Below are 14,276 nucleotides of genomic sequence, written 5' to 3' on the forward strand. Positions count from 1 at the left end.
TATGGCTGTAGTACCTTGGGTTAAACAAGGAAATTATGAAGATATTATTTATGAAACATATGAAGGTATGGCGAAAATTACGATTAATCGCCCTGAGGTTCGTAATGCTTTCCGTCCAAAAACCGTAATGGAGCTAATCGATGCGTTTGCTTGGGCTCGTGACGATTCTGAAATTGGCGTTATCATTTTAACTGGTGCAGGAGATCTTGCATTCTGTTCAGGCGGTGATCAAAAGGTTCGCGGTCATGGCGGCTATGTTGGCGAAGATCAAATTCCGCGTCTAAATGTACTTGATTTACAGCGTTTAATTCGTACAATTCCTAAACCAGTTGTAGCTATGGTGGCTGGTTATGCAATTGGTGGAGGACATGTATTACATATTGTTTGTGATCTAACGATAGCTGCTGATAATGCTCGTTTTGGACAAACAGGACCAAATGTAGGCAGCTTTGATGGCGGTTATGGTGCGGGTTATTTGGCACGTATTGTAGGTCATAAAAAGGCTCGTGAAATCTGGTATTTATGTCGTCAATACAATGCACAGGAAGCTCTAGAGATGGGACTCGTTAATGCGGTTGTGCCACTAGATCAATTAGAGGCTGAAACAGTTAAGTGGTGCAGAGAAATGCTTGAAAAAAGTCCAACTGCGCTACGTTTCTTAAAGGCAGCTTTTAATGCAGATACAGATGGCTTGGCAGGTATTCAACAATTAGCTGGAGATGCTACTTTACTTTATTACACAACGGATGAAGCGAAGGAAGGACGCGACGCGTTTAAAGAGAAACGTAAACCAGACTTTAAGCAATTCCCGCGTTTCCCTTAATAATTTGATTACGAGAAGGAGAATAGCACGATGAATATGCCGATATGGCTTGATAAGCGAGCTTATTTAACTCCTGATCGTATAGCAGTGGAAGCAAGTTCTGAGAAGCTAACCTTTGCCGAATTGCAACAGCGAGCGATAGATAAAGCAAGTCGATTGAGAGCGCTTGGTCTACAGCAGGGACAAGCAGTTGCTGTATTAAGCGAGAGCAGTGTACGGTTAATAGAAGTTGTACATAGCATTCCTTATACTGGGGCAATGCTTATGTTGCTGAATACTCGACTAACAGCTCGTGAGCTTCTATATCAATTGCAGGACTCTGGGAGCAGTCTGTTAATCTATAGCGACAGCTTCAAAGAGCTAGCGCTTGAGCTGAGCAATGCAAGCAAGCAGCTTCGCATTGTTCCCTTAACTGAATTAGAAACAACAGCAGCAGTTGCCGATCCGCAACTGCTGCATTACGTTTCAGAGCATTCCACCTATACGATTATGTATACTTCAGGTACAACAGGTTCGCCGAAAGGTGTGCTGCAAAGCTATAACAATCATTGGAGTTCTGCGATAGGCTCCATGTTAAACCTTGGTTTGACCGAACAAGACAAATGGCTAGTCACCGTTCCATTGTTTCATATTAGCGGGCTTTCAATATTGCTGCGTAGCGTCATTTATGGCATTCCTCTTGTGTTACATGAAAAGTTTAGCCCCGAGCAGGCAAATAAAGCGATTATAATGCAAGGTGTAACGATAATGTCAGTGGTGAGCAATATGTTAACTCGAATGCTGGAAGTATTAGGTGAGCAGCGCTATCCTGAGAAATTTCGTTGTATGTTGCTTGGCGGAGGACCTGCACCATTGCCGCTACTCGAAGCATGCGTTGAACATGACATTCCCGTCGTGCAAACATACGGAATGACAGAAACCTGTTCTCAGTTTGCTACGCTTGCGCCGCAATATATGCTAAGCAAACTAGGCTCAGCGGGTAAGCCATTATTTCAATCGGAACTGCTCATTGTTGATAATAACGGAGAACAACTGCCTCCAGGTACTGCTGGTGAAATTGTAGTAAAAGGACCTAATGTAAGCAAAGGATACTATAATCGCCAAGATGACTGCTTTAAAAATGGCTGGTTTTATACTGGAGATATTGGCTACGTTGATGAAGAAGGATTTCTTTATGTGCTGGATCGGCGGAAAGATTTAATTATATCTGGCGGTGAAAATGTATACCCTGCTGAAATCGAAGCGGTGCTTATTAGCCATCCGCACATTGTAGAAGCAGGGGTAACTGCAATTAATGACGAACAATGGGGACAACGGCCAATAGCCTTCGTTGTTATGAATGAATATGACCATTTTCATGCCGATGAAATATTAGAGTATTGTCGTGAGCGGCTAGCTAAGTATAAACTGCCTGTTGCGATTTATAGTGTACCAGAACTACCACGCAATGCGGCAGGTAAGCTGCTGCGTCGTGAGCTGTCAAATTTATTAAAATAAGAGTTCAGGCTTGTCCGCTAATCAACTAAGCCTTTTTCAAGGGCAAGGAAACGTAAGTAAAGCTGCTGCTCTTCTTTTTTAATAGAAAGGAAGTCATTAATGGACATTAAATCGGTTGTGTTGCATCGGATTCGTATGTCACTTGTTTCTCCTTTTGCAACCTCATACGGCACATACACAGATCGTGAAACGATCATTGTGCAAGTGATTAATGAGCAAGGGTTATCAGGTTGGGGGGAATGTGTAGCATTTGCGACTCCTTGGTATACCGAGGAAACGGTGCAAGGAGCATGGCATATACTTGAGCAGTTTTTGATTCCGCCTTTGTTGCAGCAGCAAGTATCCCATCCTTCTCAGCTAACAGCATTATGGCAAGGAGTAAGGCGTAACAATATGGCCAAGGCTGGACTGGAAATGGCGATGTGGGATCTTTATGCTAAGTTGCTAAATAAACCATTATATGAGGTGGTAGGCGGTAATAGCGAGCCACTTAAGGTCGGTGTAGCAATTGGACTGCAGGCAGAAATATCAGATTATTATCGGTTAATTGATACCTATTTAGAGCAAGGCTATGAGCGGATTAAAGTTAAAATTAAGCCTGGCGCAGATATTCAGTTAATTGCTGAAATTCGCAAGCGCTACCCTGATATTTCACTTATGGCGGATGCAAATTCTGCTTATTCGCTGTCTGATATTCAGCATTTAGAGCAGCTTGATCAATATCGGTTGTTAATGATTGAGCAGCCGCTTGCTGTTGACGATATTATTGATCATGCTGCCTTACAGGCTAAATTAACAACGCCAATTTGCCTTGATGAAAGTATTGTTAGCTATGATGATGTGAGACATGCTTTGCAGCTAGGCAGCTGTAAAGTCATTAATGTTAAATTAGGTAGAGTAGGCGGCTGGAATGAGGCTTTGCGAATTCATCAGCTATGCTTACAAAACCATATACCGCTTTGGTGTGGAGGTATGCTTGAAACCGGAATTGGCCGCGCGCATAATATGGCACTAGCCTCCTTGCCAGGCTTTACATTGCCTGGAGATATATCTGCATCAGCTCGCTATTGGGAGCGGGATATTATATTGCCTGAAGTTGTTATTGAGCAAGGAAAGGTTCATTTACGACAAGGAGCAGGGATTGGCTATGAAGTCGATTTGCCTTATTTAGATAGCTTAACGTTGCAGAAGCTGACAGTGAATGCGTAACATATACAATAAAAAGCTCCCTTCATAGGGAGCTTTAAATTTGGAGACAACCATAACTTTACATAATAAAGTTTTAATAATTATCCAATCAAAATGTTATCCTCTGGATAGCCAATGCGAGATTGCTGCTTGCGATTGGCAAGCGCATAAGCTAGCGTCAGCGGCCCTAAACGACCAATAAACATAGCAAAGCAAACAATAATTTTGCCTAGCAGCGACAAGTCCTTGGTCAGTCCCATAGAAAGTCCAGTTGTACTAAATGCAGAGGTAGCTTCAAATAATACCTCAAGAAAATGATCTTCCAGCATATCCTCTGTAATCGTTAAAGCGAGTGCAACGATAAGCACAACGGTTATTGAACTCATAACAACCGCAAGAGCACGTGTAATTGTACCTTGTGGAACTTGACGACCAAAGGCGTGAACTTGTCCACCTCCACGAAAGGTAGCGATCGTCGCTAAAATGAGCACAACGATCGTATTTATTTTTACTCCTCCGCCTGTGCCACCAGAAGCAGCACCAATAAACATATAAATAACAAGTAAAAACTGAGAAGCTGTTAGCATATTTGGGATGTCAATTGTATTAAAGCCAGAGCTGCGTGGGACAAGCGTTTGAAACCATGCTGCTTGAATACGTTCAAACCATTTTAAATGACCGAAAGTCTCTGGATTTAAAGATTCTAGCAGCAAAATAAGGGCAAAGCCAATGATTGAAATTACTAACGATGATGTCAGTACAATTTTCGTATGCAGGGAAAATTTACGCCAACGTTTTTTTTGCAACAGCTCGACGATAACGATATATCCAAGCCCACCGGCGACAAACAAAGCGATAATGACACTATTAACGATCGGATCGCCTACGTAGGCAACAAGCCCATCTGACCATAATGAAAAGCCAGCATTATTAAAAGCCGACACAGAGTGAAACAATCCATAATAAAATGCCTTCGTCCATCCTAAGCTGGATTGCCAATGTAGCATTAGAATAATAGTGGCTATAAATTCAAAGGCAAACACAATAATAAAAATATAGATGCATAGGCGAACCAGTCCTTGTGAGGTAGTCGCTTGTGTAGTGTGCTGAATCAACAATCTTTCCTTCAAGCCAATTCGCTTACCTAATACAATTGCAATGACAACACTTATGGTCATAAATCCAAGTCCACCAATTTGGACTAAAAGCATAATAATAATTTGACCAGTTATAGAAAAATAACTGCCAATATCAAGAACACTTAGTCCATTTACACAAACCGCTGAGATCGCCATAAACAATGCGTCAATTAAGCTTGTCGGTTTACCGCTTGCTGATGAAAAAGGCATCATTAACAGCAGTGTGCCAATAGCAATCAAAATAAAAAATATCGTAATAATTAGCTGAGGCGGACTAAGCTGTTTACGAGATAACGATGATTTTTGCGAATTAATAACAGTGTCCAAAATTTTAGAGTCTAAAATTTTATTTTTTTCGTTCATAATATTTCTCCAACTGAGCAATTTGCTCTAGACTACCTAGTATAAGCAAAACATTGCCAGCTTCTACAATATCTTCGGCACGTGGTGATACGTTCATGCGCTGTTCCTTTTTTATAGCGAGGATGGTGCAGCCAAAGCGAGCGCGAATATTAAGCTTTTGCAATGAGAGTCCAGCCATTGCATCTGGCGCCATCAGTTCTACAATGTTGTATTCATCCGATAATTCGATGTAATCGATAATGCTGTTAGAGCTTAGCTGATTAGCAAGTCGAATTGCCATATCTCGTTCAGGATAAATTACTTTATCAGCACCAATTTTACGCAAAACATTGCCATGCATTTCATCTCGAGCTTTGGCAATAACCATCGGAATATTCATTTCTTTTAATAGCAATGTAGTTAAAATACTTGATTGCAGATCATCGCCAATGGCTACAACAGCGTGTGTGAAATTACTTGCACCTAGCTCCTTAAGCACGACTTCGTCTGTGCAGTCTGCTTGCAGTGCATGGGTAGCAAATGGAGCAACGTCTTGTACTAGCTCGGCATCTCGATCTACAGCAAGCACCTCATGTCCATTTTGTACAAGTGTGCGTGTTAAACTGCTGCCGAACCTGCCTAATCCAACTACTAAAAATTGTTTCTTCATAACCATTGGTCGTCACTTCCTCATTTTTACACTTTAACCTTATATAAATCTACATTGGATCATAAACACCTTAGTTAAAAATTACAATAATTTTCTAAGACATGCTTTACATATATGTACCAAATGAAGCAACAACATGAGCAAACATATCACAGGGAATAATTTGTGATATAATAAGTTGTATTGTTAAGCATTATGATTTTGACGTCTTGAGGTGAATCTTTTGAAAACTGGTAAGAAGCCATTATTATGGAGCGCAATTGCTTTGTTTGGTACTTTGCTGCTAATTGTGCCCGGGCTTAATCTTCTTGCAATGCTGCTTATGTTGGTTCCATATACAGTGTTGTATTCGTTATTGAACCGAAAATCTTTTGTTGTACATGCACTAGCAGTTTTTATTATTGGCTGCTTTATAATTGGCCCTACGTTATTTGTTAGCTTTAACTTATGTGCAATAATACCGAGCATTGTGCTTGGGGAGTATTATAAGAAGGGATTGCCTTCTAGTAAAATTATGCCCAAAATGGTCGGCTTAATGATTGTAATGCTTATGTTGGGCTTATTGTTCGTTGAAAATGGTTTGGGGATATCCCTATTGTCTGATATTAGTAAATCCATTACGCTGATGATGAATGATGTGGTGGCACAAGGTCTTTCACCTATATCTTGGAATAGTGATATGACGGATAGTTTTGTTAAAATGATGATTAATATGATTCCACTTGTGTTTTTTGTCATGGCATTACTGATTGTGGCATGCTCACACTATGTAGCGCGTAGAATGGTTAGTGCCGATGGGATTAACGTAACTCCGTTTCCGCAGGCGAAGAACTGGAGATTGCCACGTTCATTAGTTTTTATTTATTTTATTGCCTACTTGTTAGAGCTGACGATCGATCCAACTGAAGGGTCATATATGACCTTAGTAATTTTGAATTTGGTGCCTGCACTTAGCATTTTGTTTGCAATTCAGGCAGTAGGCTTTTTCTACTACATTGCGGATAATCGACGTTGGTCCAAGGCGATTCCATTCATCATTGCTATTCCGGTCTTGCTGATTCCACCGGCGAGCATTATTGGACTTTTGGATACAGCTTTTCCACTTAGAAAAATAATTTCTAAGCAACAATAGGCACAGGAGCGAATATCATATGCCAAATTTTTTGATGAAGCGCTGGCATAAACTGCATAGTGTAATTTCGATGATCATCATGTTTTTACTATCAGTGGGCTTATTTTTCTATCATTGGATTCCAGGGCTATTAGGATTGCTGCTAACGATTGCCTCTGCAGTTTACTTATACTTAGCAGAACGAGCGTTTCGCCGTGAATTTAAGCAATATGTTCAAACGCTGTCCTATCGTTTAAAAACAAGCGGAACGGATATTCTTCAAAATCTGCCTTTTGGGGTTATTCTTTTCAATGAAGATTATCTAGTAGAGTGGCATAATCCTTTTATGTCCAACATATTTAAACAGGACAATCTGATCGGAGAGCCGCTAGCTAAGCTGTTTCCTAGCTTGTCGCCTAATAAGGAGATTCAGGCGCCAATTGAAATTATGATTAATCAACGGATGTATTCATTGACCGTTCGTGATAAAAATCGCGTCATTTATGTAAATGATATTACTGATTCATGGCAAATTCATAAGAAGTATGATGAAGAACGTTTGTCTCTTGGAATTGTTATGATTGATAATTTGGAAGAGGTTGCGCAAGGGCTGGATGATAATCAGCGCAGTTCCTTACTTTCTAAAGTGACTAGCATGATTACGGAATGGGCACAGCGTCATGAAATTTTATTAAAACGATTAACGTCAGATCGGTTTTTGTTAGTTACTGATCAACGCACATTACGTATATTAGAGCAAACTCGCTTTGATTTACTGGATGATGTTAGGGAAATTACAAGCGATCAAAGAATACCGATAACATTAAGTATTGGTTTTGCTGCTGGAGCTGAACATATTACGGAGCTGGGGCAGTGGGCACATCGCAGCTTAGATATTGCCCTTGGTCGCGGCGGTGATCAGGCCACTGTTAAGTTCGGCTCACGCCAAACTTTTTATGGCGGTAAAACCAATGCAGTTGAGAAGCGTACGAAGGTGCGTGCTCGAGTTGTTGCTCATACATTGCGCGATCTTATTAAAGAAAGCTACAATGTCGTAATTATGGGGCACCGTAATCCAGATATGGATGCAATCGGTGCGGCAGTTGGTATTCTTAAAGCAGCGCGTATTCTTGGTAAGGAAAGCTACATTGTGCTGGAAGGAGTGAACCCTTCCATTGATCGTATGATGGAGCTATTACGTGAGGATGAAAAAATTGCGCAGCGCTTTGTTAAACCTGATCAAGCATTTGAGTTAATTAATAATCAAACCCTTGTTGTTGTAGTAGATACACATAAAGCTTCAATGGTCGCTGAACCTAAGCTGCTGACGCTATCAGAGCGACTGGCAGTTATTGACCATCACCGTCGCAGCGAGGAATTTTTAAGTCATGCAACGTTAATGTATTTAGAGCCGTATGCTTCCTCAACGTGTGAGCTTGTAACGGAGCTACTGCAATACATTCATGATCGCATTTCGCTTGATGTACGTGAAGCGACATCGTTGTTAGCAGGTATTACCGTTGATACGAAAAGCTTTTCGCTTCGCACTGGAGCTCGCACGTTTGAAGCGGCATCGTTTTTACGACGAAGCGGGGCAGATTCGGCTATGATTCAGCGAATGCTACAAGAGGATTTGCAAGGCTATATCTCGAAGTCTGAAATTATTAAGCATGCAGCCGTTTATTTTGATCATATTGCGATTGCGGTAGTTTCAGAGGGTGAGGTTAAGCCGCAGCTGTTAATTGCGCAATCGGCAGATACGCTGCTGAATATGTCTAATATTTATGCCTCCTTTGTCATTGCGCAGCGTCCTGATGGTTTAATCGGGATTAGTGCTCGGTCATTCGGGCAGATTAATGTACAAGTTATTATGGAGCGTATGGGCGGCGGCGGACATCTAACAAATGCTGCTGCACAGCTTGAGGGGACTGTCCATGAGGTAGCTGCCTCGTTAATGGCTGTCTTGAAACAAATTGATGAAGAAGAGGGGTTATTTGAATGAAGGTCATTTTTTTACAGGATGTAAAGGGTCAAGGTAAAAAAGGGGAAATTAAAGATTTATCTGAAGGGTATGTTCGTAATTTTCTTTTGCCAAAAAATCTCGTAAAAATTGCTTCTGAAGGTAATGTGAAATCTTTAGATATGCAAAAAGCTGCTGAAGAAAAACGCAAGCAAAAGGAAAAAGAAGAGGCAATTAAGCTTGGTGAAAAGCTAGAAGAAGTTATCGTTAAAGTGCCAGCTAAAGCAGGTGAGGGCGGTCGCTTATTTGGTGCAATTACAAGTAAACAAATCGCCGAAGCACTCGCTAAGCTAGGCTATAAAATCGATAAACGTAAAATTGAGTTAGATGAGCCTATTCGTACTTTAGGCACAACACAAGTTCCAATTAAGCTTCATAACGAAGTAAAAGTTACTGTTAAGGTGCAAGCTGTTGAAGAATAATTAAGAAATATTGTAACGGGAAAATGGAGGAGGATAGGGCAATGGATCCGGAAGCAATATTTGATCGTGTGCCGCCGCAAAATATGGAGGCGGAGCAAGCAGTAATTGGCGCTGCATTGCTTCAGCCAGAGGCATTAATTACGGCGATGGAACGCGTGAAAAGTGAAGACTTTTATAACACTGCCCATCAGTTAATCTTCGAAGCGATGATTGAGCTCGGAGAAAACAACCAGCCAATTGACCTCGTTACGCTTACTGCTCATCTGCAAAATGCAGGAACCCTTGAGGAAGTTGGCGGAGTCAGTTACTTAGCGAAGCTGGCTAATTCAGTACCTACTGCCGCCAATGTAGAGTATTACGCTCAAATTGTTGAGGAAAAATCAATGCTGCGTCGTCTTATACGGACAGCAACGAATATTGTTTCTGATGGGTATGCTAGTGCCGATGATGTTTCTAGCTTACTGAGTGAAGCTGAACGAAAAATTTTGGAAATCTCCAACCGAAGAGCAAGCAGCGGTTTTATCTCTATTCGTGATGTATTAGTTGAGGTATTCGAAAAGGTTGAATTTTTATATTCAAATCGCGGAGGAACAACTGGAATTCCTTCAGGCTTTATTGATCTAGATCGAATGACAGCTGGTTTTCAGCGAAGTGATTTAATTATTGTTGCCGCGCGTCCGTCTGTTGGTAAAACGGCATTCTCCTTAAATATTGCACAAAATGTGGGAGTGCGCGCAAAGGAAACTGTTGCAATCTTTTCTTTGGAGATGTCCGCGGCACAGCTTGTACAGCGGATGGTCTGTGCTGAAGCGAATGTTGATGCAACACGTCTTCGCACAGGGAATTTAGAGCCAGATGATTGGGAAAAACTAACGATGGCTATTGGGGCATTGTCGGAGGCTCAAATTTATATTGATGATACGCCAGGGATTACTGTTGCAGATATTCGTGCGAAATGTCGCCGCCTTAAAAAAGAAAAAGGGCTGGGGATGATTCTAATCGATTATTTGCAGCTCATTTCTGGAAAAGGTAAAGCAGGGGAAAATCGTCAACAGGAAGTATCGGAAATATCGCGTACATTAAAGCAGATTGCAAGGGAATTAGAGGTTCCTGTTATTGCACTGTCTCAGTTAAGCCGTGGCGTTGAGCAGCGGCAGGACAAGCGTCCGATGATGTCAGACTTAAGGGAATCCGGGTCAATCGAGCAGGATGCTGATATTGTAGCATTTTTATACCGTGATGATTATTATGATAAGGAATCGGAGAAAAAGAATATTATCGAAATCATTATCGCTAAACAGCGTAATGGTCCTGTTGGTACAGTTGAGCTTGTTTTCCTTAAAAATTTTAATAAATTTGTGAATCTTGAACGAAATCATCAAGATCCGTCCCAAGCATCATAAATTTCCGAACGATTAATTAGCGAACAATATAATTTGTTCGCTTTTCTGTTTGACTTTTACCGCTTCCATTGATAAAATATAAATGCTGTTTCTTTACAGCATTTTTTTATGTCGTTAAATTAATCGATGGGTGTTACATCGAGTGGAGGTATGGTTATGTCAACAGTTGTAGTTGTTGGTACGCAATGGGGAGATGAAGGAAAAGGTAAAATTACCGACTTTCTTGCGGAAGGTGCTGATGTAGTTGCGCGCTACCAAGGCGGTAACAATGCCGGACACACGATTTTGATTAATAATAAGAAATATAAACTAACTATGATTCCATCAGGTATCTTTAACAATAATAAAACTTGCGTCATTGGTAACGGGATGGTTATCAATCCAAAGGCGCTTATTGCAGAAATTAACTATATTCATGAAAATGGTTTTTCAACAGATAATCTATTCATAAGTGATCGTGCTCATGTCATTATGCCGTATCATCTAATTCTAGATGCTCTAGAGGAAGATCGTAAGGGCGATAACAAAATTGGTACGACTCGCAAAGGGATTGGTCCTTGTTATATGGATAAGGCATCTCGTAACGGAATTCGTATCGCTGATTTGATGGATGCAGAGGAATTTGCATCACGCGTCCGTGCGATTGTAAAAGAGAAAAATCAAATTATAGAGCAAGTTTACGGCGGAGAACCAGTTGATGCTGAGCAAATCATTAAAGATTATTTAGGATATGCTGAAATTTTGCGTCCTTATGTAACAGATACTTCTGTTGTCTTAAACGATGCAATCGATGCAAATAAAAATGTACTGTTTGAGGGCGCACAAGGGGTCATGCTTGATATTGACCAAGGAACGTACCCATATGTAACCTCCTCTAACCCATCAGCTGGTGGCGTATGTATTGGTTCTGGAGTAGGTCCATCACGTATTAAGCAAGTAATTGGTGTTGCCAAAGCGTATACAACACGTGTAGGTGATGGTCCATTCCCAACTGAGCAAGACAATGAAATTGGTCAATTGATTCGCGATAAAGGGAATGAATACGGTACAGTAACTGGTCGTCCGCGTCGTGTTGGTTGGTTTGATACAGTTGTTGTACGTCATGCACGTCGTGTTAGTGGTATTACAGGCCTAAGCTTGAACTCCTTAGACGTGTTAACAGGGCTAGAAACGGTTAAAATTTGTACAGGCTACAAATACCGTGGTGAAGTGATTTATCACTATCCAGCAAGCTTAAAGGCCGTTGCTGAGTGTGAAGCAATTTATGAGGAACTTCCAGGCTGGAGCGAGGACATTTCCAATGTGAAGCGTTTAGAGGATCTTCCTAAAAACACATTAAACTATGTGAATCGTATTTCTGAGCTAACAGGTATTCCAATTGCTATCTTCTCTGTTGGCCGTAACCGCGAACAAACAAACCAAGTATTGCCAATCTATGAATAAATCAAAAAATAGTCATAATGACTGACTATAATTGATATGAAAAAGCTTTGATTCTCGTGCATTTTTCGCATGAGAATCAAAGCTTTTTTTATTATCTTAACTTGGGCAAGAATGAGCATTTTGTATTTTGACCATAATGGTAGAAAGTAGAGAAATTGATGATCGAGTCAGCGCAAGTCAAAGATTACGATAGAGAATATGGTCGGAAAATATTTGAGGTGAAATAAGAGATGACTTTAAAGATAGGGTTATGGATTGCGAGAATTATCGCTACTGTACTAATCGTATGTCTGTTGTCGATCTGGACAACAAGCTATGTCGTAACGAGTTATGTACAAGCATTGCTAGAAGAATATGAGATTCCGCTTGATGTTAAGCCTGTGGCTCTTGCAGATGTCTGGAAAATGATCTGGGGAGCAGATGAACAATCGACCAATGAGCAATTGACCGATGCCGCTGGTGAAAAACAATCTAATGTTGCGGAGTTATTAGAGGAGCAAGAAACAGCAAAGATGGATGAAATAGATAATGATGCTAATGACGAGGAGGAAGCATTATCAGAGTCCGAGCCTGCACTCGAAGTGTTTGCTCCTATTGAAGCAGGAGTCGAGCCTAGTATTACTCCAGAGCAAATTATTGCTAAGAAGGAAGGGTTAGACACTGAAGAAAAGGAGCGGATGTTCGAAATTATTGTGGGTAAGTTGCCTCCAGAATCGTGGCAAGTCTTTTCAAGTGCTGTTGAAGATGGTTTAACGGATCAAGAATTACTAGAGGTACAACAATTAATGGCACAGCATTTAACTAGAGAAGAATACGATGAGTTGATGGCGCTGTTAAGTGCCGACGAGCAGTAGTATGTATTAAATATTTGAGCAATAACAGAACATATGTTCTGTTATTGCTGTGAAAAAAAAGCGTTACTGTAATAACGTCTCTTACATAGGGATAATTTGAAATGGTTCAAAGTAAATTAAATAGCTATCACGGGTTACGTACAATCCGTATTTTCGTTGATAGTAATTAATGGCTTCTTGAAGAAATTCCTCAGTTACCTCTAAATACTCTGCTAAGTCATGTCGCCCCTCTAAACCTTTTTGCCAAGCTTTAATTAGCTTTTCTAGAGGAATTAGTCGTTCATAACCCCAAGAACGTGCACGATATTCCTGCTTACGATTAACGAGCTGGCATTGATCAAGAATGTTGCCGCTAGAAGTAAAGTAATGACCAAGCTCCTCTGATAAAATACAGGCTTTTTCCTTATAGGTGCTTATATCTTTATTAATCCAAATGACATCATCTGCATATAGACCTTTATTTCTTTTGGACATTGATTTTTCATATACACCGATAGATTGCTCTTCTGCAATGGAAAGAAGCTGTTCATATAACTTCAAATAACTTCACCTCTGCTGCAATAAATAATGTATTGTATGACCATCTTCTTGTAACTCGATGTGTCTTATAAAATACATTGCAAACGTTTATTGCGATTGCTTTTCTTTACGTTTAAGTCGTACAAAAGCTTTAAAGCGTTCAATTTCCTCTAACTCTTCACTTGTCCATTCTTCACCGTCATGGTGTGCCGCAATTGTGTCAGGCTCATAAGCTTGACCGTTAGCCATTGCTTCTAGCTCTTCAACTGTAATGCCGAGTTCCCTGCATACATCTAATACATTAGAGACCGAAGCTCTGCTTAGATCACGAGTTAGCATCGACTGAAGGGTAGTTGGCGGCATACCAATCTTCTCGGCGAAGGCTCGTCGGCTTCCTCTTCTATCTATCATTTCTGCAAGTATTTCGGTCATTCGTAACGTATTACGCATGGAAATTAACACTCCTCAACATACAGTGGTGTACGAAAAAACGTATACAACTTAATGATACTGCATAAAAATGCTGCTGTAAATGTAATTTTGAACGAAAGTTAGTTTAAATTTTGCAATGACTGGTTGAAATTGAACGTATTTTCGTATATATTTACGATGTAGCAAACGAAAGTTCGTTCAATTTAATCATTTTTTTGTGAGGGGGGTTGTAATGAATAAGCAGGTAGGTATCAATAAGAAAACCGATCAACGCAAGTATGCGCAAAACGATCAGTTTTCTCGTGAAGCATTTATGCTTTGCTTATATATGGCGTGGTTAAATGTAAAGTTGCATAGACGAAAAGTTCGTAACAATTAATTTGATAATGGGGAATATTTTTATTTAATTATGA

The 14,276-nt window shown here is 40.4% G+C and carries 14 protein-coding genes; 10 read left to right on the forward strand and 4 right to left on the reverse strand.

The annotated features are described in order from the left end of the window. Position 1 precedes the first annotated feature (1 nt). The 3 genes from menB (at position 2) to menC (ending at position 3,529) form a co-directional block, all read left to right on the forward strand. The gene (gene menB, locus AC2TDL_RS09455) at positions 2 to 823 is read left to right on the forward strand and encodes a 1,4-dihydroxy-2-naphthoyl-CoA synthase (RefSeq protein WP_484700654.1); all 822 of its coding nucleotides are present in this window, start codon (positions 2 to 4) and stop codon (positions 821 to 823) included. Positions 824 to 853: 30 nt separating this feature from the next. Next, positions 854 to 2,320 (forward strand): o-succinylbenzoate--CoA ligase, encoded by a 1,467-nt coding sequence (locus AC2TDL_RS09460; RefSeq protein WP_484700657.1) that lies wholly within the window; start codon positions 854 to 856, stop codon positions 2,318 to 2,320. 99 nt (positions 2,321 to 2,419) lie between these two features. Next, positions 2,420 to 3,529 (forward strand): o-succinylbenzoate synthase, encoded by a 1,110-nt coding sequence (gene menC / locus AC2TDL_RS09465; protein WP_484700659.1) that lies wholly within the window; start codon positions 2,420 to 2,422, stop codon positions 3,527 to 3,529. Between the two features lie 80 nt (positions 3,530 to 3,609). Here the strand turns inward: menC and AC2TDL_RS09470 are convergent, their stop codons facing one another. Together AC2TDL_RS09470 and AC2TDL_RS09475 are read right to left on the reverse strand one after the other, a co-directional pair. After that, the gene (locus tag AC2TDL_RS09470; protein ID WP_484700661.1) at positions 3,610 to 5,010 is read right to left on the reverse strand and encodes a TrkH family potassium uptake protein; all 1,401 of its coding nucleotides are present in this window, start codon (positions 5,008 to 5,010) and stop codon (positions 3,610 to 3,612) included. Beyond that, positions 4,994 to 5,659 (reverse strand): potassium channel family protein, encoded by a 666-nt coding sequence (locus AC2TDL_RS09475; RefSeq protein WP_484701118.1) that lies wholly within the window; start codon positions 5,657 to 5,659, stop codon positions 4,994 to 4,996. Before AC2TDL_RS09475 ends, AC2TDL_RS09470 begins: the two co-directional genes overlap by 17 nt. A gap of 223 nt (positions 5,660 to 5,882) precedes the next feature. Between AC2TDL_RS09475 and AC2TDL_RS09480 the strand changes: the two genes are divergently transcribed. The 6 genes from AC2TDL_RS09480 to AC2TDL_RS09505 all read left to right on the forward strand — a co-directional run bounded on the left by AC2TDL_RS09480 (position 5,883) and on the right by AC2TDL_RS09505 (position 12,912). Continuing rightward, positions 5,883 to 6,791 (forward strand): DUF2232 domain-containing protein, encoded by a 909-nt coding sequence (locus AC2TDL_RS09480; protein WP_484700663.1) that lies wholly within the window; start codon positions 5,883 to 5,885, stop codon positions 6,789 to 6,791. 19 nt (positions 6,792 to 6,810) lie between these two features. After that, positions 6,811 to 8,772, forward strand: coding sequence for a DHH family phosphoesterase (locus tag AC2TDL_RS09485; RefSeq protein WP_484700665.1), 1,962 nt, complete (start codon positions 6,811 to 6,813; stop codon positions 8,770 to 8,772). After that, complete coding sequence (gene rplI, locus AC2TDL_RS09490) at positions 8,769 to 9,212, forward strand: 50S ribosomal protein L9 (protein WP_484700667.1); 444 nt, start codon at positions 8,769 to 8,771, stop codon at positions 9,210 to 9,212. The genes AC2TDL_RS09485 and rplI overlap by 4 nt, the downstream gene beginning before the upstream one ends. 41 nt (positions 9,213 to 9,253) lie before the next feature. Continuing rightward, positions 9,254 to 10,615: a replicative DNA helicase gene (dnaB, locus tag AC2TDL_RS09495; protein WP_484700669.1), complete on the forward strand. Its 1,362-nt coding sequence runs from the start codon at positions 9,254 to 9,256 to the stop codon at positions 10,613 to 10,615. A 156-nt stretch (positions 10,616 to 10,771) separates the two neighbouring features. After that, positions 10,772 to 12,058, forward strand: a complete 1,287-nt coding sequence (locus AC2TDL_RS09500) for an adenylosuccinate synthase (protein ID WP_484700671.1) — start codon at positions 10,772 to 10,774, stop codon at positions 12,056 to 12,058. Between the two features lie 230 nt (positions 12,059 to 12,288). Beyond that, positions 12,289 to 12,912, forward strand: coding sequence for a hypothetical protein (locus tag AC2TDL_RS09505; RefSeq protein WP_484700673.1), 624 nt, complete (start codon positions 12,289 to 12,291; stop codon positions 12,910 to 12,912). Between the two features lie 81 nt (positions 12,913 to 12,993). Here AC2TDL_RS09505 and AC2TDL_RS09510 read toward each other — a convergent pair whose 3' ends face one another. Continuing rightward, positions 12,994 to 13,452 carry an ImmA/IrrE family metallo-endopeptidase gene (locus AC2TDL_RS09510; RefSeq protein WP_484700676.1) on the reverse strand — a complete coding sequence of 153 codons (459 nt, stop codon included), beginning with the start codon at positions 13,450 to 13,452 and terminating at the stop codon, positions 12,994 to 12,996. A gap of 87 nt (positions 13,453 to 13,539) precedes the next feature. Then, positions 13,540 to 13,881, reverse strand: a complete 342-nt coding sequence (locus AC2TDL_RS09515) for a helix-turn-helix domain-containing protein (protein WP_484700678.1) — start codon at positions 13,879 to 13,881, stop codon at positions 13,540 to 13,542. Between the two features lie 214 nt (positions 13,882 to 14,095). Here AC2TDL_RS09515 and AC2TDL_RS09520 point away from each other — a divergent pair, with 214 nt between their 5' ends. Beyond that, the gene (locus AC2TDL_RS09520; protein ID WP_484700680.1) at positions 14,096 to 14,242 is read left to right on the forward strand and encodes a hypothetical protein; all 147 of its coding nucleotides are present in this window, start codon (positions 14,096 to 14,098) and stop codon (positions 14,240 to 14,242) included. The last annotated feature ends 34 nt before the right edge of the window (positions 14,243 to 14,276 follow it).

The organism is Paenibacillus sp. plas6, from assembly GCF_057221655.1.